19 protein-coding genes are annotated in these 18,989 nt (G+C 54.3%); 6 read left to right on the forward strand and 13 right to left on the reverse strand.

All coding sequences use genetic code 11. The features are described from left to right. The first annotated feature begins 9 nt into the window (after nucleotides 1-9). Nucleotides 10-1,743: a cobaltochelatase CobT-related protein gene (locus AC6I6N_RS04605; RefSeq protein WP_497943259.1), complete on the forward strand. Its 1,734-nt coding sequence runs from the start codon at nucleotides 10-12 to the stop codon at nucleotides 1,741-1,743. On the opposite strand, the gene AC6I6N_RS04610 is transcribed toward AC6I6N_RS04605, so the two are convergent. Further along, nucleotides 1,712-2,521: an IclR family transcriptional regulator gene (locus tag AC6I6N_RS04610; RefSeq protein ID WP_094196913.1), complete on the reverse strand. Its 810-nt coding sequence runs from the start codon at nucleotides 2,519-2,521 to the stop codon at nucleotides 1,712-1,714. The two genes, AC6I6N_RS04605 and AC6I6N_RS04610, sit on opposite strands and share 32 nt — an antisense overlap. Before the next feature lie 139 nt (nucleotides 2,522-2,660). Here AC6I6N_RS04610 and pta point away from each other — a divergent pair, with 139 nt between their 5' ends. Beyond that, the gene (gene pta, locus AC6I6N_RS04615) at nucleotides 2,661-3,662 is read left to right on the forward strand and encodes a phosphate acetyltransferase (RefSeq protein WP_230017948.1); all 1,002 of its coding nucleotides are present in this window, start codon (nucleotides 2,661-2,663) and stop codon (nucleotides 3,660-3,662) included. Continuing rightward, nucleotides 3,659-4,417 (forward strand): sulfite exporter TauE/SafE family protein, encoded by a 759-nt coding sequence (locus tag AC6I6N_RS04620; RefSeq protein WP_230017946.1) that lies wholly within the window; start codon nucleotides 3,659-3,661, stop codon nucleotides 4,415-4,417. Before pta ends, AC6I6N_RS04620 begins: the two co-directional genes overlap by 4 nt. Nucleotides 4,418-4,582: 165 nt before the next feature. Here AC6I6N_RS04620 and AC6I6N_RS04625 read toward each other — a convergent pair whose 3' ends face one another. From AC6I6N_RS04625 to AC6I6N_RS04635, 3 genes are all read right to left on the reverse strand, one after another. Next, nucleotides 4,583-5,095, reverse strand: coding sequence for a GNAT family N-acetyltransferase (locus tag AC6I6N_RS04625; RefSeq protein WP_376913072.1), 513 nt, complete (start codon nucleotides 5,093-5,095; stop codon nucleotides 4,583-4,585). 47 nt (nucleotides 5,096-5,142) lie between these two features. Then, entirely contained in the window at nucleotides 5,143-5,628 is a 486-nt protein-coding gene (locus AC6I6N_RS04630) for a YajQ family cyclic di-GMP-binding protein (protein WP_108727566.1), read from the reverse strand. A gap of 74 nt (nucleotides 5,629-5,702) precedes the next feature. Beyond that, entirely contained in the window at nucleotides 5,703-7,355 is a 1,653-nt protein-coding gene (locus tag AC6I6N_RS04635; protein ID WP_094198364.1) for an acyl-CoA synthetase, read from the reverse strand. 200 nt (nucleotides 7,356-7,555) lie between these two features. Here AC6I6N_RS04635 and crcB point away from each other — a divergent pair, with 200 nt between their 5' ends. Next, the gene (gene crcB, locus AC6I6N_RS04640; RefSeq protein ID WP_108727567.1) at nucleotides 7,556-7,942 is read left to right on the forward strand and encodes a fluoride efflux transporter CrcB; all 387 of its coding nucleotides are present in this window, start codon (nucleotides 7,556-7,558) and stop codon (nucleotides 7,940-7,942) included. Further along, nucleotides 7,939-8,691, forward strand: coding sequence for a glutamine amidotransferase (locus AC6I6N_RS04645; protein ID WP_497943260.1), 753 nt, complete (start codon nucleotides 7,939-7,941; stop codon nucleotides 8,689-8,691). The genes crcB and AC6I6N_RS04645 overlap by 4 nt, the downstream gene beginning before the upstream one ends. Here the strand turns inward: AC6I6N_RS04645 and AC6I6N_RS04650 are convergent. Beyond that, the gene (locus AC6I6N_RS04650) at nucleotides 8,640-9,467 is read right to left on the reverse strand and encodes an AraC family transcriptional regulator (protein ID WP_497943261.1); all 828 of its coding nucleotides are present in this window, start codon (nucleotides 9,465-9,467) and stop codon (nucleotides 8,640-8,642) included. The genes AC6I6N_RS04645 and AC6I6N_RS04650 overlap by 52 nt on opposite strands. An 85-nt stretch (nucleotides 9,468-9,552) precedes the next feature. Here AC6I6N_RS04650 and AC6I6N_RS04655 point away from each other — a divergent pair, with 85 nt between their 5' ends. Then, nucleotides 9,553-10,557: a bile acid:sodium symporter family protein gene (locus AC6I6N_RS04655; RefSeq protein WP_094196920.1), complete on the forward strand. Its 1,005-nt coding sequence runs from the start codon at nucleotides 9,553-9,555 to the stop codon at nucleotides 10,555-10,557. 150 nt (nucleotides 10,558-10,707) lie between these two features. Here the strand turns inward: AC6I6N_RS04655 and AC6I6N_RS04660 are convergent, their stop codons facing one another. The 8 genes from AC6I6N_RS04660 to asd form a co-directional block, all read right to left on the reverse strand. Continuing rightward, nucleotides 10,708-11,190, reverse strand: coding sequence for an urea amidohydrolase (locus AC6I6N_RS04660; protein WP_199827822.1), 483 nt, complete (start codon nucleotides 11,188-11,190; stop codon nucleotides 10,708-10,710). 323 nt (nucleotides 11,191-11,513) lie between these two features. Further along, entirely contained in the window at nucleotides 11,514-12,329 is an 816-nt protein-coding gene (locus AC6I6N_RS04665; RefSeq protein ID WP_094196921.1) for a TlpA disulfide reductase family protein, read from the reverse strand. A gap of 97 nt (nucleotides 12,330-12,426) precedes the next feature. Next, a complete protein-coding gene (locus tag AC6I6N_RS04670; protein ID WP_108727569.1) occupies nucleotides 12,427-13,089 on the reverse strand; it encodes a phosphoribosylanthranilate isomerase in 663 nt (220 codons plus the stop codon). 59 nt (nucleotides 13,090-13,148) lie between these two features. Next, nucleotides 13,149-14,822, reverse strand: a complete 1,674-nt coding sequence (locus AC6I6N_RS04675; RefSeq protein ID WP_094196923.1) for a TRAP transporter large permease — start codon at nucleotides 14,820-14,822, stop codon at nucleotides 13,149-13,151. 2 nt (nucleotides 14,823-14,824) lie between these two features. Further along, entirely contained in the window at nucleotides 14,825-15,442 is a 618-nt protein-coding gene (locus tag AC6I6N_RS04680) for a TRAP transporter small permease subunit (protein WP_094196924.1), read from the reverse strand. Between the two features lie 172 nt (nucleotides 15,443-15,614). Continuing rightward, complete coding sequence (gene truA, locus AC6I6N_RS04685; RefSeq protein WP_376913074.1) at nucleotides 15,615-16,442, reverse strand: tRNA pseudouridine(38-40) synthase TruA; 828 nt, start codon at nucleotides 16,440-16,442, stop codon at nucleotides 15,615-15,617. Between the two features lie 12 nt (nucleotides 16,443-16,454). Beyond that, nucleotides 16,455-17,861 carry a type IV pilus assembly protein FimV gene (locus tag AC6I6N_RS04690; RefSeq protein WP_321267147.1) on the reverse strand — a complete coding sequence of 469 codons (1,407 nt, stop codon included), beginning with the start codon at nucleotides 17,859-17,861 and terminating at the stop codon, nucleotides 16,455-16,457. Between the two features lie 2 nt (nucleotides 17,862-17,863). Continuing rightward, on the reverse strand, nucleotides 17,864-18,988 hold the full coding sequence (gene asd / locus AC6I6N_RS04695; RefSeq protein ID WP_094196927.1) for an aspartate-semialdehyde dehydrogenase: 1,125 nt from the start codon (nucleotides 18,986-18,988) through the stop codon (nucleotides 17,864-17,866). Nucleotide 18,989: the final 1 nt, after the last annotated feature.

Below are 18,989 nucleotides of genomic sequence, written 5' to 3' on the forward strand. Positions count from 1 at the left end.
GAACACCGCATGAGCACCCCAGCCAAGCCTGATCTGCGTGAGCAACGCCGCATACGTGAACTAAGCGCCATGGTGACACGCACCTTGGCCGACGATGCACACGTACACATACGACAGCAACTTTTTTTCAAAGCCAATCGTCCCTTGGTCGCTTTGGCTCCTCACCTGCATTTACATAAAATAGAAACCCTACAAAGCATGCGGGGCGTGAGTGATAGCCTCGCCTTGCGTTTACTGCATACCCGCAGCAGCCTGCATCAGCAACTGATGCCCTCGACCGCCGTATCCCGATTAATTTTTGATTGGCTAGAGGCGCTGCGCACCGAATCTTTAGCCCCAAGCGCTATGCCCGGCATGCGCCATAATTTGCAGCAACGTTTCTATTTTTGGTCGGCAGGTTACTACCACGCCCGCCACACGGAAAGTGAGTTAGGCATTTGGCTCTATACCGTGGCACAGATGTGTTGGAGCCGCTTGAATGCACTGCCCGTCTATGCAGAAACCGAGGATTTCATTGAAAGCACCCGTGCTGGCTTAACGCCGGAGCTGGGCCCATTGCTGTATCAATTACGCAAGCACCGTAATGACCAGACCACATACGCCACCTACGCACTACAGGTAGCTGCACTGGTGCAGCAAGAAGTGGAAGCGATGCGCCAAGCACAGCCTGCCTGTGCAAACGATCCGGAAAATGAACCCGAGTGGGATGATTTTTCGCTACTGCTGGATTTTGACGGGGACGGAGTGGCGTCAATTGCACACACTATCAGCAATACCGAGCCGCCGTCTCGGCATACGCAAGAACAGTATCAGGTGTACGACGAACAATATGACAAAGAAGAGCAGCTGGCCGAACTCATACGTCCCGAGTTGCTCAACGCCTATAGGGAGCAGATTAATCAGCGTATTGCCCACCAGCACGTGCACCTGAACCTGCTGGTACAACGCCTCCGGCGTGCCTTGACGGTATATAGCAACCCGCGCTGGGAGAACGATCAAGAAGATGGGTACATTGATGGTGCACGGCTAAGTCAACTGGTGAGCAACCCCAACGAGCGTCGTCTGTTCAGACAAGCGATGCTGGCCGCCCATACACCATGCAGTATCAGCTTCCTGGTAGATTGCTCAGGTTCAATGAAACACCATGCCGAAACGGTAACGCTAATGGTGGACATGCTTAGCCGCGCTTTGGAACAAGCCGGTGCCCAAACAGAGGTGCTGGGTTTCTCGACGCATGCATGGAATGGCGGCAAGCCGTTTAAGCGCTGGATGGCACGGCAACGCCCTGCCAATCCGGGCCGATTAAATGAAGTCAGCCATCGTATTTTCAAGTCGGCACACACACCTTGGAAACGAGCAAACCGAGCCATCACCGCACTGATGAAACTGGACTATTACCGTGAAGGCATTGATGGCGAAGCCGTGCAATGGGCATGCCGACGATTGCTGTCACAACAAAGCGAACGCAGGATTCTCTATGTGCTATCGGATGGCTGTCCGATGGACAGTGCGACCAAGCTCGGCAATCACGAACATTATTTGGAAAATCACCTGCTACAGGTGTTGGCACAGGCAAGCCAACAAGGCATAGAGGTGTGGGGTATAGGCATAGGTCTGGATCTAAGTCGGCTCTATACGAATACGCTGATTGCAGATTTTGAGCACGGCCTGGATAACCACTTTCTGGATGACTTTGTGCGTAGCCTACGCCCTACTCGCTGTGGCCCTGGGTCTCAATCTTAGCCAAAGCGGTAGCCGCCCGTTTTAATGCGGGCAAACACAACAGCGCCTTATCGGGTGTCATACGCATCACAGGTGCTTGCATGGCAACCGCCATATTGGAGCGCCCGCCATCAGCGCGAGGCACCAATACCGCCACACAAAACAAACCAGGCAAAAACTCTTCGTTGTCGAAGGCATAGCCACATTCCTTAACCAGCGCCAACTCTTTTTCCAGCTCATCCAAGGTGGTGATGGTGTTTTTGGTATAGCTTTCCAAGGAAATCTCGGCCAACAAACGACGACGTTGTGCAGGACTCATTTGTGCCAACAGCACTTTACCGCTGGCAGAGCAATGAATAGGCACTCGTGATCCGGGGCGTAAATAAAAGCGCAAAGGCGCCTCGGTTTCAACCCTGTCCAGATAGAGCACCTCACCACCAGACAGTGCCGTCAAGTTACAGCTTTCACCTAGCTCGTTACCCAAATTGCGCAGCACCGCCCGCCTGGCACCGTATTTCGTGTCGTTGAGCAGTAAATCTTCAGCCAGGCGACGTAAACGTCCGCCCACACAGTAATGCCTGCCATCCGTATCGCGGGCCAACATACCGGCCCCTTCCAGTTGCTGCAACATACGATGCACGGTTGGTTTGGGCAGCTCAATCGCATCGACCACATCCTGCAGAGCAAACATACGATCCTGACTGGCAATGAGTTCCAAGATGCTGAACAAACGCATAGTGGGTGTATCGCCAGCGTTCTTTACTTTTGACTCACGTACTTTTGCTTGTTTTTCAGTCATATACAGGACTCATTTTTTTAGACTCTTTACAGGCCATTGTATAGCAAAAAATACTTGAATCTTGTTGCAAACCCAAAAAATCTGCTATATATCTCATTAAACAGAACAATTAATCTCAATAATCAAGAAGAGGTGTAGAGTGCGCTTACTGGACAACATCATTGAGGCGGCACGTCGTCAACCTGCCACCATCGTATTGTGCGAGGCCGATGACCCTAGAGTGTTAAGCGCCGCGCAACGCGCCCAAACCGACGGCGTCGCCCAGATTATTGTCGTAGGGTCTCGCGTCGCTATTGAGACTTGCGCTCAACAACATGCGATTTCACTGAAGGGCCTGCGCATCGAAGATCCTCGTGACTCCACCTTGCGGGCCTGCCTGGAGACACAGTTGTTAGCCCTGCGGGCTCCCAAAGGCATGAGCGCCGAAGATGCCGCGACTCAAATACAAGACCCCTTATGTTTTGCCAACATGCTGGTGCATAGCGGTGTTGCCGGTGGGTCTGTTGCTGGGGCGGTATATAGCACTGCCGATGTGGTTCGTTGTGCCTTGCAGTTAATCGGGAAAGCACCTGGGACAGAGCTCGTGTCCAGCTTTTTCTTGATGCTGATGTGCCAAGCCCACCACCCCTTTCAAGGAGGAATGATTTTTAGTGACTGCGGTTTAGTGGTTGACCCTACTGCCGAACAACTGGCTTGTATTGCCCAAGCGGCTGCTCAGTCTTCCCGAGCCTTGCTGCAGACGGAACCGCGTGTCGCCATGCTGTCTTTCTCTACTGCCGGAAGCGCGAACCACCCCGCCGTCGATAAGGTTATCAAGGCCGCACAGTTGGTTAAGCAACGTTGCCCTGATTTAGCCATTGATGAAGACATACAGTTGGATGCCGCTTTAGTACCTGCTATTGCGGCGCGCAAACTACCTGATTCACATGTGAAGGGACTGGCGAACGTATTAATTTTCCCCAACCTTGAGGCAGGCAACATAGCTTACAAGACCGCTGAACGTCTGGGCCAACTGACCGCTATTGGCCCCCTGCTACAAGGTTTACGAAAACCTGCCAACGACCTTTCCCGAGGCTGCAGCAGTGACGATATTTACGCTGTCATCGCTATCACCTGTTTGCAAGCGCTGTCCACATCATGAGCTGGACCTCCACACTGCTTTTACTGCTCATTATTGCTATCGGCACCTATTTTCAAACCGTCACAGGTTTTGGTCTGGCGATGATTGTTATAGGGATCAACAGTGCTGCAGGACTGACGGACATGCCATTTATTGCCTCAGTAGTCAGCCTGGTAAGCCTGGTCAATAGCGGTGTCGCCTTACCTCGACACCTGCACCATATAGACTGGCGTTTGGCAAATACCACCCTATTGGGTGTCATCCCCGCCAGCATACTGGGTGTCGTGCTATTAAATTTCCTAAATACCCAGGCCACCAGTATTTTGGAGCTCCTGCTGGGCTGCGTGATTAGCTATGGCGGCATCACCTTTGCCTTACGCCCCCGCCAACAGAAAAAAATATCCCGCCTACGATCTTTCTTCTCCGTAGGCTTTATTTCTGGGCTATGTGGGGGCTTATTTGGTATTCCTGGGCCACCCATTATTTTTCACTTGTACAGGCAACCCATCAGCTTGACCGTCACTCGCAATATGCTGCTGCTGATTTTTGCATGTACTGCCTTTTCCCGCAGTCTGTACGAGCTCATTACTATCGGCTTTCCGAAAGCTACGCTGACCACCACCTTATTAGCCGTCCCTTGCGTGGCCTTGGTCACCCTCCTCACACAACGCTTTCCGCCCCCTATCAGCGTGAACGCAGTACGCCACATCACCTTTGCTACCTTGATATTGATTGGTGCCAGCTTGATAGTACGCAGTCTCAGCAGATTGCTATAAACATCTTTCTGTGTGATCGGGGGGCAATCATTCGTGGATTTTCCCATTTTCTGGCTGCCGTCCTGATAAAAAAAACATGCAATCTCATTAAACAGAATCAATACACCACACGCTCTTATCACAGCGCCCTGAAATAAAAAATGGCCGGAATATTCCGGCCATTTTTTAGACAATCAGACAGTCCATGAAACTGGCCTGATCGCCATACTGACGCAACTTTGCTTCCAGCACGGGAGCAGGAACACCTTCAATGGGCTTATAGCCAAGACGCTGCCAATACCCTACTGCCGGTCCTAAAGACACGAGGCTGCAACGACGCAGACCACGCTGCCAGGCGTAGCGACGACCGGCCTGCAACAAGGCCCCGGCCACACCACGGCCTTGTGCTCGGCGCATCACGGCGCAATCGTGAATAAACCATTGGTCTGCAGGCGCAGGCAAGCTGTTCAAGGCATCCCCCAGGGACGGCGGCAACAGCCCCGCCCAGGGATAGGACACCAGATACCCTTGCAATTGATCGTCGGCATCGCGTGCCACCCAGCAGCTCTCCGGCGCCAGTTCCAGGCGGTTCTGATAAAAGCTGCGATCTTCCAGAATATCCGCGTCATACACATCAGCCTGAACCTCCAGCACCTGGTCCAGATCGTGCAAACGCATTAATTCAATCTGTAAAGTCATACCTACTACACAGCGGCCCACTACCGCCACCGTGCCATTTCACTTTGTTAATCGCGGAAGTTATCGTACTGCAAAGGCAATTCCACCTCGGTCTGTTTAAGCAACGCGATGGCAGCCTGCAAGTCGTCCCGCTTTTTACCAGTCACACGCAGTTTCTCACCTTGAATCTGCGTATCCACTTTCAGCTTGGCGTTCTTGATGGCGGCAATCAGCTTCTTGGACGTAGGCTGATCCAGCCCCTGGCGCACTTTCACTTTCTGACGGGCACCGGCCACGTTTTCCAGCACTTTTTCCGTATCCAGGCAACGCACATCAATACCACGGGCTGCAATACGACCACGCAAAATCTGCATCATTTGCTCCAGTTGAAACACGCTGGGAGCCGACTGCAAAATGGTGTTCTCGTCTTCAAGTTCAAATTTGGCATCCGTACCTTTGAAGTCAAAACGGGTAGCCAACTCGCGGCTGGCTTGTTCGACTGCGTTACGCAATTCGTGGGTATTGACCTCGGATACAACGTCAAAAGATGGCATTCCTAACCGTCCTGTTCCTTAAGTGCAGACAGGCCGCATAAAGCGACCTGTGTGCTTTTTAGAAAACGCTGGTCTTAGTCCGAAGCGGCTTGCTTGGCCTGCTGACGCAGCGCGAATTTCTGTATTTTACCTGTTGCCGTTTTGGGCAACTCTATAAAGCTGAAATGTCGCGGTATTTTAAAGCCAGCCAAGTACTGACGGCAATGCGCGCGCAGTTCTTCCACGGTGACTTCCGCACCGGGACGCAGTTCCACGTAGACATGAGGCGCTTCGCCCCACCGTTCATCAGGCTGAGCGACGACAGCGGCCGCCTGCACGGCCGGATGCCGATACATGACGTCTTCAATCTCGATGGAGGAAATATTCTCGCCCCCGGAAATGATGATGTCCTTGCTGCGATCCTTGATGCGCACATAGCCGTCGGGTTCGCACACTGCCAGATCGCCAGTATGAAACCAGCCTGCTCCCAAGGACTCCTGAGTGGCTTCGGGATTTTTCAGGTAGCCCTTCATGGTGATGTTGCCACGGAACATGATCTCGCCCATGGTCTGACCATCTGCAGGTACAGGCTGCATGGTCTGTGGATCCAGAACCTGCACTGCCCCTTGCAGGTGATAGCGCACGCCTTGGCGGGCATTGCGCTGCGCACGTTCCTGAATGCCCAGTTCATTCCAGGGAGCATGTTGTGCACAGACCGAGGCCGGACCATAGGTTTCAGTCAGGCCATAAACGTGGGTCAGTACAAAACCCATACGCTCCATGCCTTCGATCATGGTGGCTGGAGGTGCAGCGCCTGCCACCATGGCCGACACACCCTTGGGCAGGCGGGACTTCAAGGCTTCGTCGGAGTTGACCAGCAAGGAATGCACAATGGGCGCACCACAGTAGTGGGTAACGCCATAATCGACCATATTGTCCACCATAGCCTGAGCTTCCACCTTGCGCAAACAGACGTTCACGCCAGCACGAGCCGCGATCACCCAAGGGAAAGTCCAACCATTGCAATGGAACATGGGCAGGGTCCACAGATAGACCGCATGCTTGGGCATGTCCCATTCCAAGACGTTGGACAAGGCCCCCAGATACGCGCCACGGTGGTGATAGACCACGCCTTTGGGCTTGCCGGTAGTACCGCTGGTGTAGTTCAGGGCAATTGCATCCCACTCGTTGGCGGGCAATTGCCATTCGTAATCCGGGTCACCTCCGTCAACAAACTCTTCATAGGTTTGCGAGCCGATGCGCTCTGCGCCAGTGTCAAAATAAGTGTCCACGACGTCAATAACCAGAATGGGCTCTTTGCTTTCGCGCAGGCTCAGGGCTTCTTTCATGACGGCGGCAAATTCGCTATCCACCAGAACCGCACGCGCTTCGCCGTGATCAAGCATATAAGCGATGGTGCTGGCATCCAGACGGGTATTCAAGGTGTTTAACACGGCGCCACACATCGGCACGCCAAAGTGAGCCTGAACCATGGGCGGAGTATTGGGCAACATCACGGCCACGGTGTCGCCCTTGCCTATCCCTGCCTTGGACAAGGCACTACCTAGCTGACGGGTGCGAGCATAAAGCTGCGACCAGTTCATCTTGATGCCGTTTTGGGCGGGCCCGTAAACCAGAGCCGGGTAGTCAGGGTAGACAAAAGCACTGCGCTCGATGAAATCCAGCGGGGACAAAACACGATAATTGGCGTCTGTCTGGGGCAAATCCTGATCGTAAATACTCACCACAAAGTCTCCAAAAAAAGGGCGGGCTAACCGAAATCCACGGCGGTCCGTCTGATAATTGCGCTCATACATTAGCTGGCTACAGCGCTTTGGGCAAGGTCGCCTTTTCAGCTATAGAGGCGCATAATGACACGCTATCTAAGGTATATATCGCGACCGGCTGACTGCTCGCTGACAGTTTGCCCCCTACCCGAAGGTGCTTCATGCCCGTAGCCATGCTGTATATTGCCGCCGGAGGTGCACTGGGCGCACTGCTGCGGTGGCTCCTGAGCCAAGGTCTCAATGTCCTGTTCCCTACGCTGCCCCCCGGTACTTTGCTGGCTAACTTGCTTGGCAGCTATTTGATGGGCATTGCGATGGCCTATTTCAGCGGATTGGGGCTGGGCCACGAAGGCTGGCGCATGTTCATCATGACAGGTTTCCTGGGCGGCCTGACGACCTTCTCTACCTTCTCTGCCGAAATCATGACCCTGATGATGCAACAGCGTTATATCTGGGCCTTGGGCGGCATCGCCATCCATGTCGTCGGCTCCTTGCTGATGCTGGGTCTGGGCATGGCCACCTGGGGCCTGCTGCGGGGACAGACATGATAGACGTGCATTTTCTGCAAGCCGGCTCCCCTCCACCGGATGTGGAGCAACGTTTCGGGAATCAGAACGCCTGGTTCAAACGTGCCTTGCAAGCTCTGGAGGTGAATGTCCACACTTGGCGAGTCCATCAGGACAAGGCCCTGCCCGCAGCAGACTGCCCGCACCCTGTCGTGATCAGCGGTTCCTGGAGCATGGTCACTGACGAGCCGGACTGGAGCGAAAATCTGGCCGCCTGGATTCGGGAGCGCTATCAGACCCCCATGCCTTTGCTGGGTATTTGCTACGGTCATCAATTAATGGCTCACGCCTTGGGCGGACGTGTGGATTACCATCCTCTGGGGGCCGAGGTGGGCTATCTACCCATTCACCTGTCCGAGCAGGCGCACGAGCATGAGTTGCTGACCCATCTACCCATGCAGTTCCCTGCCCTGCTCACGCACCAGCAAAGTGTGCTGAGTTTGCCGGACCATGTGCAAGTGCTGGGCAGTTCCGCCCACGACCCCTATCAAATCCTGCGGTACGGCCCCGCGCAGTGGTCAATCCAGTTTCATCCTGAGTTTTTTGCCGGCCTGCTGCGATACTGCGTGCTGCGAAAGGCTGAGTCCTGGCGAACCCAGGGCATAGACCCGAAAACCCTGGCAGACCCCATTCAGGACACGCCTGACGCCCGTCGTCTGCTGTGCCGCTTTGTGCAGATTTACTCGTCCAGCGGCCCCAGTGGACGACGGAAAAATTCGCCAGGGGTTTGACCCATCAAATCCCGAAAAGCCGCTACAAAGGCCGACATGCTGTCGTAGCCGCATGCCAGGGCGACATCGGTCACCCTTTCATGTCGCTCCAAAAGAGGCAAGGCACTCATGACACGCAAGCGCTGACGCCAGACCCGAAACGTCAACCCCGTTTGCTGGCGAAACAAACGGCTCAAGGTTTTTTCGGACAAACCCTGTTGCTCTGCCAGATCCTGCAAACTCCAGTCACCCGATGGGTGGGCCTGCAATTGCTCACACACCTGCAAGAGGCGCGGGTCCGAAGGCCAGGGCAGAATCAGGCCGCTTTCAGGTGCAGCCAGCAAACGATCCAGCAAGACCTGCACCAGGCGCCCCTGTGCCCCCTCTCGCTCATACAACACAGGCAAAAGGCTGAACTCGCGAATCAGCTCGCGCAACAAACGGTCTACGATCACCACGCGACACGCCGTTGGTGCTTCAGGCAAGGCACTGACATCAATATAAAGACTACGAATCTGAGCATCGGGCGAGCTACGCACCCCATGCTCAACGCCTGCAGGCACCCATACCGCCTGCTGAGGCGGTGCCATGAAACGACCACTGGCCGTGCGCACCTCGATCACCCCAGTCAGGGCATAGGAAAACTGCACCCAGGGATGTCGATGAGGACGAGCAATAGCTTGATTGGGCAAGGTACGCTCCTGGCCATACAAAGGCCTGGGCAGGTAGCGCAACTGCTGCAAACTCGCTGGAATTGGCTCCGCCGGCATCAGAATGTCCGTTTGTCGATAATCCATATCCGTTTAGCGATAAACCCCCAAAAAAGTCTACGGTACAGTGAGGCCTTTCATAACACAAGCCTTTCAAGCCTCTAACAAATCCATGCTCTCTCAACTACGACTGCTTTTTGACAACTTCACCCTGATTCTGATCAGCGTGGTGGCACTGGCAAGTTTCTTTCCCGCCTACGGCCAAGGTGCGGTGATCTTCGATGTGATCACTGGTCTGGCCATTGCCCTACTGTTCTTCATGCACGGCGCCAAACTGTCCCGCGAAGCCATCATTGCCGGAGCAACCCACTGGCGTTTGCACTTGCTGGTCTTTGGCTGCACGTTTGTCATATTTCCGCTGCTGGGTCTGCTGTCCAAGCCCATCTTGCTGCCATTGCTGGGCATGCCTTTGTTTGTGGGCATTCTGTACATGTGTGCCCTGCCTGGCACCGTGCAATCGGCCATTGCCTTTACCTCCATTGCTCGTGGCAACGTACCTGCTGCCATTTGTAGCGCATCAGCCTCCAGCCTGATCGGTATTGTGCTCACGCCAGTGTTGCTCAAGCTTTTGCTGGATGCTGATGGTGGCTCGGCCGCCTCGACCCTGGATGCCATCAAAAAGATCAGCCTGCAGTTGTTGTTGCCCTTTGTCGTCGGCCACCTGATGCGCCCCCTGATTGGCAAATGGATGGATCGCAACCGCAAATGGCTGCGCAGCGTCGATCAATCCTCGATCTTGCTCGTGGTCTACACCGCTTTCAGCGCCTCGGTCATTGGTGGACTGTGGCAGACCGTACCGCCCAAGTCTCTGGCTATTCTGGCTGTGGTCTGCCTGGTCTTGCTGGCCATCATCCTGTTCCTGACCACTTGGCTGGCTCGTAAACTGGGTTTTAATAAAGAAGACGAAATTGCGATTGTCTTCGGTGGCTCCAAGAAAAGTCTGGCAACCGGCGTGCCCATGGCCCAGGTCCTGTTTACCGGTGCTGCGATTGGCCCAGCTCTGCTGCCCATCATGATCTTCCACCAGATTCAATTGATGGCTTGTGCATTCATTGCGAATAAATATGCGCAGCGTCCAGAAACACCAAATGAAAAAGCACAACTGCAACGTGCTTGATCGGAAGGACAAATGAAAATGGCCTGGTTTCTTGGAAACCGGGCCATTTTACTGACTGGAAGCAAAACCCCAACCGGTACGTTGAATAGTTCATCAAGGCAGCTTGATAGGCAGTTACGAACGCCTTTTCAAGGGCTGGTTTGAGCTTATTTATAGATCCGAAATGTACACAAAAATAGTGGTGCCATCGTACCTGAATGAGCCATCAGGATTCTTTTGATTCAGCACCTTGCGCAAATCAACAGGATGCAGCCACCCTGCCCCCAGCAGACCGCCATTAATCGCTCTGATCTCCGTTCCACCCACCGCAATGGCGGCATGGAAGAACTGCATGCCTGCGACTCGACAAAATCCAATAGCCTTGCCTCCGGGCAAAGAGCTTTGCCCATCCCACTTCCTGCCTTTTGAAAAATTAAATAAAGGTAGCCAGTTCTGGGCAGATATGGACGTTAATTGTTCATAACTAATTTTGGCGTTATACAAATAACGCATATACGCTGCTGCGTCATAGCAAACGCCTTTCATATATGCCGTAATATCATCCGGACCATGAATAAGATATCTGTCTGCATAAATGATTCTATCGGGTGCTGAGAGTTTGGCGGTTTTCGTGCCTTTATCTGTCAAATTCATGGCTAAACCCTTATAAACAGATGAGAAACCTCGGCACATAGTAGCAGCAAATACTAATTTACATTCTTAAGGAAGTACTATTTACCGATTGAATTAAACAATCAACATCCAGCACTACGCCTAACTAATAGATTAATTAAAAAAGTTAGATAATTTTATAAAAATAATTAAAAACCAAACCAGCAAACAATTAACAAGTAAATCATTCCTAACAAGCGTCTCCATAAACTTGTATTCTCCATCCAAACAAAAAGAGCGCTGAAGCACGCTACTGCTCCAACGCCCTGCTCAACACGCGCCAAACAACGCTACATCCAAACTGCTCACTTCAACTTATTGATCTTGTCGTTCAAGGTTGCTGCCGATAACTCCCCTGCCCGCACATCCACCAAACGGCCCTGCTCGTCCAGGAACAAGGTGGTTGGCAAGCCTCGGCTACGTACGGCCTGGCCCAGTTTCATTTGTGGGTCACGCCACATATTGCCCAGCTCCAGGTTCTCGTCCATCAGGTACTTCTGGATTTCACCCAGTTCCTCGCCCTGATTCGCAAACACAATATTGACATCCGAACGGCTGGACTGCACCTGCTTGAAAGCCGGCATTTCTCGACGACAAGGAGGACACCAACTGGCCCACAGATTGACGACCGTCACCTTCCCCTGATATTGATCCAGGCTCTGCGGCGCGCTGAAATCAGCCTGCATGGGGATCAGGTCTATTTCGGGCAATGGCATGGTCGGCTCTACACCGCCTCGGCCGACTGCCACCATGATCAAAGAAAAAGCGGCTACACCCACGGCCAGGCCGCCGGACACGGCTGGCAGCATCGCCTTGTCACGCAGCACACGCCACAGCACATAAAACCAGCCTGCCGTCACAGCGGCAGGGATCATCAGGCCACCGTCACGCAGATCCAGCCAGTGCAATGGCTCGCTTTGGTAGAACTCCCACTGCTGAATCAGAAAGCCCAAACGTCCAACCAGCACGCCCAAAATAATCGCCCGCCACAAGACCGATTCGGCCCGGGTCTGCCTGCGTCTATCCAGCCAGGCGGCCAGAAACAACCCCAGTAATGCCGCGACCATAAAAGCAAACAAAGAGGTGGCAAAGGTAAAGGGGCCGAGCTGTATGCTTTGCATAAACATCAATCCTGACAAGACCAAGTAAAAAGAGACCCGCCATAAGCGGGTCGGGGCAATAAAGACAGACAGCGGCGCGGCTAAAAGATTCCCTGAGTCAGGAGGCCTTGCCCAAGATCTGCATGAATTGACCCATTTTCGTGTGGCACTTGATACCGGGTTCCAACTCTACCCCACTGCTGACATCGATGGCATACGGGCGGTGCAAGGCCACTCGCTCAGCCACATTGTCAATACGCATCCCTCCGGCCAGAACCAAGGGAGGCAGGCCATCCTGGTCTTGCAGACGTGCTTGCAAACCTTGAATCAGTTCGGGATCAAAGGCCGTGCCGGTACCACCGTAAGCATCGTGATAACCATCCATCAACCAGGCGCGTGCATCGCGATAATTCAGGCACTGTTCCAGCAAACCGTCCACTGTATCCAGACCGGGCGCGCCCACCCGAAAAGCCTTGATATAGGGATGTGCGTAGCGCCGGCACTCTTGCGGGCTTTCTTCACCGTGAAATTGCAGCAAATCGGGTTGTACCTGTTCCAGAATTTCCCGCACAACGTTCTCGGAGGCATTCACGAACAGGCTGACTGCCTGCACAAACGCCGGCACACGGGCGCGCAAGGCGACAGCGTGCTCCGTGCTTAACATGCGAGCACTTTTCGGGTAGAAAACAAAGCCCACTGCATCTGCGCCCAACTGCACGGCAGCATCGATATCCTGCGCTCGGGTAAAACCACAAATCTTGACTCGGGTACGGCTGAACATCGCACATCCTCGAATAAAAAACGGGGGCCAGATGCCCCCGTGTGAATCATAACGCGTCCTTACTGGAAACTGCTGGCGGCATCATCCATTCCAAATCCATAGCTGTCAGAACCATAGGTCGATTCTGTACCGAACTGAATTTGTGAATCATCCAGCAAAACTTCGCCGTGCTTGTAATGTGTGACTAAGCCAGGGAAGGTCAAAACAGCAGCCACCATCAACAATTGAATGATAATAAACGGCACTGAGCCCCAATAAATATCAGTCGTCGACACACGCTTGATACGCTCGCCCGTCACCTTGTCGGTATAGTCATCTTTGGGGGCCACCGAGCGCAGGAAAAACAACGCGAAGCCAAAAGGCGGGTGCATGAAGGAGGTCTGCATATTGACCGCCAACAAAACACCGAACCAGATCAGGTCAATGCCCATCTTGTCAGCAATTGGCCCGAGCAGCGGCACAATAATAAAGGCCAGTTCGAAAAAGTCGAGAAAGAAAGCCAGCAGGAAGGTCAGAATACTGACAATGATCAGGAAGCCCCATTCCCCGCCGGGCATGTCGATCAAGAGGTGCTCGACCCACAGGTCACCATTGATGCCGCGAAAGCTCAGACTAAAGACGGTCGAACCCACCAGAATGAAGACCACAAAGCACGATAGGCGGGTCGTCGATTCCATGGCCTGACGCAGCAGCTTCCAGGATAAGCGGCCACGCGTAACGGCCATGATGATGGCCCCCACCGCCCCCATCGCCCCGCCCTCGGTGGGGGTAGCCACACCAATAAAGATGGTGCCCAACACCAGGAAGATCAGGAACAGCGGTGGCACCATCACGAAAATCACGCGCTCGGCGATTTTGGACAGCATGTTCAGCTTGAGCAACTTGTTGATCAGCGCGATCACCCAGGCCGTTACCCCCCACAACAGCATCAGCACGACGATGTGCTCGTCCATGGGGATATTGGGGTGAGTGGCAAAATAGTGCTGCGAGCCAAAGTAGGCCACGGCCGATGCCACAATGCTCAAGACGATCAGCGAGGTCAAACCACGGCTGCCATTAGGCTCCACATACACACGGGCCTCAGGCGGCAAGGCAGGAGCCGACTTGGGCTTGATGTAGGACATCACCACAATGTACAGAACATAGGTCGCCACCAACAGCAGACCGGGCAGCATGGCACCTCGGTACATATCACCGATGGAGCGCCCCAGTTGGTCAGCCAGAATAATCAGTACGATGGAAGGCGGGATGATTTGCGACAGCGTGCCCGAGGCTGCAATCACCCCTGTGGCTAACTTGCGGTCATAGCCATAGCGCAACATGATGGGCAAAGAGATCAAGCCCATGGAGATCACGGAGGCCGACACCACACCCGTCGTAGCAGCCAACATGGCACCGACCAGCACCACGGCAATGGCCAGACCACCACGCAAAGGACCAAATAGCTGACCAATGGTATCGAGCAGATCCTCCGCCATCCCTGAGCGCTCTAAGATCAGCCCCATTAAGGTAAAGAAGGGAACCGCCAGCAAGGTATCGTTCTCGACAATACCAAATACCCGTTGAGGCAAGGCCTGGAATAAGGCCGGCTGCATCATGTCCAGTTCAATGGCGACCAGACCATATAAAATCCCGATTGCCGACAAGGTGAAGGTAACGGGAAAACCCAATAGCAAAAACACGATCAGGTTAAAGAACATGATCGGAGCCAGATTATCAACCAGAAATTCCATTGTTACTGGCCCTTAGAAACAGAGGTTGTTGCTTCGTTTGCCTGGGCAATCTGACGAATTTCCTGGGCAAGTTCTTCTTCTGCGCTCAGCCCACCATTCCTTAATAAGGGGTTGGGACAGACACCGCGCAAAAAGCCTATGCATTTGATCAGGTGGGACACACCGGCCAAAGCCAATAAGGCAAAACCAATGGGGATCAGTAACTTGACAGGCCAACGCACCAGCCCACCCGTATTGGAGGACTGCTCGTTCAGCACATAGGACTGCTCAAAAAACGGAATAGAGAGCCAAAAAATCAGCAAGGTTGCGGGCAGAAGGAAAAAGATCACGCCAATAATATCGATCCAGACCTGAACACGCGGCGGAAAACGTTCCGCTAACGCATCCACCCGTACATGTTCATTCACAAAGAAGGTATAACCGGCCGCCAGCAAGAAAATGGCACCGAACAAATACCACTGCAATTCCAGCCACTGATTGGAGCTGATGCCATACACCTTGCGAACGATGGCGTTAATAGCACTGACCAACACCACGATCAGGGTTAGCCAGGTCACGGACTTACCAACGACCGTATTCAGACGGTCGATCAAACTAGACAATCGTAAGAAAAATTTCATGGCCTTGCTCAGGATATGGTCGCCTTCTGGATTCGCTTGTGGCTCATGCTCGAAGGTGGTCGGCCTTATACAGATAAGAATGTAAGAAACAAAATGGCTTCACATTTTATACGATTCAAGCATGTGAAGCCGGTTCGAATACCGGGGATAAACCCTTTAGACACGGGCTAAATCATGATTTTTCTGAGACCGTTTCAGCAAATCGCAAGCCACTTAATTCATAGAGCAAATCGTAGGGATTGCGGGTAGGAATATCAAACTGCTGGGGATAATCTACCCCGGCCAGATACAGACCACTGGCATCGAACGTCGGAGCCGATAAGCGGCGATCGCGCTGCGCCAATAAATGCAAAACCCAATCTGGCGGCTGTCGGCCTTGGCCGATATAAATCAGCATACCCATCAGGTTGCGAATCATGTGATGCAAAAAAGCATTGGCGCTGAAACGGAACAGGAAAAAATCGCCCTGCTGCTCGATATGAATGTGCGACATGGTACGCACCGGGCTGGCCGCCTGACATTGCGAGGAACGAAATGCACTGAAGTCGTGCTCGCCCACCAGATGCCGGGCGGCCTCTTGCATCAGGGCCAGGTCCAAAGGACGAAAAACCCAGGCCACTCGGCCATGCAATAAGGGGGAACGCACCCGGTGCTGACGCAGCAGATACACGTAGTGACGACCTTGGGCCGAGAAGCGTGCATGAAAATCATCCGGCACTTCGCGTGCCCATTGCACGGCAATGGAATTCGGCAGCAAGGCGTTCAAGCCACGCACCCACGACTCCAGGCTGCGCTCGGCAGCCGTGTCCAGATGAACTACTTGATTGAGGGCATGAACGCCGGTGTCGGTGCGACCGGCGCAGATCGTAGAGACAGGCTGGGCCGTAAAACGGCGCAGTGCCTGCTCCAGAACATCTTGAACGGTGTTGCCACCGGCCTGACTTTGCCAACCCAGCCAGGGCGTCCCTTCATAGCAGACACCCAATGCAATACGTCTCATGGTGGGTTTGCCTTACTGACGAACGGGAGGCTCGTCCGAAGGCGGCTGATCCAGGTCCAGATTGATTTTTTCCAGTTTTTCCCGAACCATCGCTTCGCTAACGGGTGCGGGCGAGTCATCGCCATGGCGATTTTCGGTATTGGCACGGCGCAACACCCAGGTCACCAGGACCACAATTAACGCCAGTACTACGGCCATCACGGCCAACATATGTTCTTGAATCCAGGACACGGTCTTTTTTGCCTTGTTAACTGCACCGGCCATCTTGCCCTGCTCGGACTCAGATGGTGCGGAAATCGCTCCTGCCACGGCGGCAGAAGAAGCGGCGCCCGAAGCGCCAGAATGCGTGTTGCCCGTAGCAGCATCGCTACCGGCATCCCCCAGACCCAGCTCTTGCGCCGAATCCAGGATTAAATCTTTAGCGGCCTCGCCTTGAGACTGCAAGGCACGGCCCAGGGTGGAGACATTCTCTTCCAATTGCGAGACACGGTCGCCCGTCTCGCGCAGTTGATGCTGCAATTGCTGCTTGGCGTCACGGGCTTGCGTCCCTGCCGACAAGAGCAAACGATCCTGGCCTTGCGCCTGAGCTCCCGGCTCGCCTGAACCCGTTTGCGCCACACCCTGGGAGGCATCAGCCTGATCCTGGCCCTCCTGCGCCGCAGAGCGCAACGCTTGGGCCTGATCGACATAGAGGCGACGAGCTTGAGCATCGTCTATGGACAACATCGCCGCCACATCGGGAATCTGTAAGGTTTGGCCCGCCTTTAGGCGGTGCATATTCTGCTTGATGAACGCATTCGGATTCTGCTTATGAACCGCCATCATCCACTGATAGGCACTGACACCATCCACGGCATGGCGACGCGCCAAGGCATGCAAGGTATCGCCGGATTTCACGCGTACCGCGCTTTGTGCCTTCACATTGGATGGAGTGGTCGAACCGGAAACCTGCACAGACACCGGCGCCTGATGGCCTGCCTGTGCTTGAGTCACCGCTTTGACAGCCACCGGAGCCGGAGCCAGCACGCTGACCTGATGCAGGAACTGTCCGCTATCACTTTGAATCTGCAAGAGCACATCGGCCACAGAACCGGAGAACATCTGCTCGGAAGAGAGCCGAATGCGTCGTACTTGCCCTTGCTCGTCACGCTCGATCACGGTCTTCAGGGAATTCAGATCAACCGGAGGGGTCAAGCCAGCCTGCTGCCAGACCGACAAGGGAGCAGGTGCCACTTTCAAGGACAGGCTTTCTTCCGGACTGATCTGTCGAATACCCACATCCAGCTTGAAAACCTGATTGGGAGCTGACACCAAACGACTATGGCCAATCTCCAAAGCGCAAACCGGTGCGGCCGCCAGCATCCCGGCCACTAGCAGGGCCGAACCCAGCGTACGTACGGGATGAAGGCGGCCAACCATGATTAGAGCTCGCCCAAAGCAATACGCAACATGCGGCGCAGCGGTTCAGCTGCGCCCCACAGCAACTGGTCGCCAACCGTGAAGGCGCTCAGGTACTCGGGACCCATGTTCAGCTTGCGCAGACGCCCCACAGGGATATCCAGCGTGCCAGTCACGGCAACCGGAGTCAGCGAATCTACCGTGGCTTGACGCTCGTTAGGAATGACTTTGGCCCACTTGGAACCTTCAGCCAGGATATCGGTGATCTCGTCCAGCGGTACATCACGAGTCAGCTTGATGGTCAGAGCCTGGCTGTGGCAACGCATGGCACCGATACGCACGCACAGACCGTCGATAGGAATATGCTTGTCCTGCGCACCACGGCCCAGGATCTTGTTGGTTTCCACGCCACCTTTCCACTCTTCACGCGTCATGCCATTGCCCAGGTCAGAGTCGATCCAGGGGATCAGACTGCCGCCCAGCGGAACGCCGAAGTTTTTCTGCGGCAGATTGGGATCGCGCTGTGTCTGCAAGACACCACGGTCGATATCCAGAATGGCCGATGCAGGATCGTCCAGCAGGCTGGAGACGGACTGATTGATCAGACCGAACTGAGTCAGCAGTTCGCGCATGTGTTGTGCGCCACCGCCCGACGCCGCCTGATACGTCATGCTGGTCATCCACTCAACCAGATTCTGGTTAAACAGACCGCCCAGACCCATCAGCATGCAGCTGACCGTACAGTTACCGCCGATGAATTGCTTGCCACCGTTGGCCAGCGCCGCATCAATCACAGGACGATTGATCGGGTCCAGCACAATCACAGAGTTTTCATCCATGCGCAGCGTGCTGGCCGCGTCAATCCACAAACCATTCCAGCCGGCGGCACGCAGCTTGGGGTAGATCTGGCTTGTGTAATCTCCACCCTGGGCGGTCACAATAATGGGCAGCTTTTTCAAAGCGTCAATATCGTGGGCGTCCTGCAAAGGGCCAGCGCCGTCAGCCCACGAGGGAGCTGCGCCGCCAGCATTGCTAGTCGAGAAAAACACCGGCTGAAAAAGGGAAAAATCGCCTTCGTCGCGCATGCGCTGCATGAGCACGGAGCCCACCATCCCACGCCAGCCGACCAAACCTACCGCTTGAGTCATA

This window comes from Alcaligenes sp. LTN-3, assembly GCF_059735605.1.

Excerpts from the sequence above, each read along its gene's own strand:
- AC6I6N_RS04680 (WP_094196924.1), bottom strand. The coding sequence starts at position 15,442 with ATGAAATTTTTCTTACGATTGTCTAGTTTGATCGACCGTCTGAATACG.
- AC6I6N_RS04650 (WP_497943261.1), bottom strand. The coding sequence starts at position 9,467 with ATGGATTATCGACAAACGGACATTCTGATGCCGGCGGAGCCAATTCCA.
- AC6I6N_RS04630 (WP_108727566.1), bottom strand. The coding sequence starts at position 5,628 with ATGCCATCTTTTGACGTTGTATCCGAGGTCAATACCCACGAATTGCGT.
- AC6I6N_RS04675 (WP_094196923.1), bottom strand. The coding sequence starts at position 14,822 with ATGGAATTTCTGGTTGATAATCTGGCTCCGATCATGTTCTTTAACCTG.
- AC6I6N_RS04645 (WP_497943260.1), top strand. The coding sequence starts at position 7,939 with ATGATAGACGTGCATTTTCTGCAAGCCGGCTCCCCTCCACCGGATGTG.
- AC6I6N_RS04670 (WP_108727569.1), bottom strand. The coding sequence starts at position 13,089 with ATGTTCAGCCGTACCCGAGTCAAGATTTGTGGTTTTACCCGAGCGCAG.
- AC6I6N_RS04610 (WP_094196913.1), bottom strand. The coding sequence starts at position 2,521 with ATGACTGAAAAACAAGCAAAAGTACGTGAGTCAAAAGTAAAGAACGCT.
- AC6I6N_RS04660 (WP_199827822.1), bottom strand. The coding sequence starts at position 11,190 with ATGAATTTGACAGATAAAGGCACGAAAACCGCCAAACTCTCAGCACCC.
- AC6I6N_RS04620 (WP_230017946.1), top strand. The coding sequence starts at position 3,659 with ATGAGCTGGACCTCCACACTGCTTTTACTGCTCATTATTGCTATCGGC.
- crcB (WP_108727567.1), top strand. The coding sequence starts at position 7,556 with ATGCCCGTAGCCATGCTGTATATTGCCGCCGGAGGTGCACTGGGCGCA.
- asd (WP_094196927.1), bottom strand. The coding sequence starts at position 18,988 with ATGACTCAAGCGGTAGGTTTGGTCGGCTGGCGTGGGATGGTGGGCTCC.
- AC6I6N_RS04605 (WP_497943259.1), top strand. The coding sequence starts at position 10 with ATGAGCACCCCAGCCAAGCCTGATCTGCGTGAGCAACGCCGCATACGT.
- AC6I6N_RS04625 (WP_376913072.1), bottom strand. The coding sequence starts at position 5,095 with ATGACTTTACAGATTGAATTAATGCGTTTGCACGATCTGGACCAGGTG.
- truA (WP_376913074.1), bottom strand. The coding sequence starts at position 16,442 with ATGAGACGTATTGCATTGGGTGTCTGCTATGAAGGGACGCCCTGGCTG.
- AC6I6N_RS04655 (WP_094196920.1), top strand. The coding sequence starts at position 9,553 with ATGCTCTCTCAACTACGACTGCTTTTTGACAACTTCACCCTGATTCTG.
- AC6I6N_RS04690 (WP_321267147.1), bottom strand. The coding sequence starts at position 17,861 with ATGGTTGGCCGCCTTCATCCCGTACGTACGCTGGGTTCGGCCCTGCTA.
- AC6I6N_RS04665 (WP_094196921.1), bottom strand. The coding sequence starts at position 12,329 with ATGCAAAGCATACAGCTCGGCCCCTTTACCTTTGCCACCTCTTTGTTT.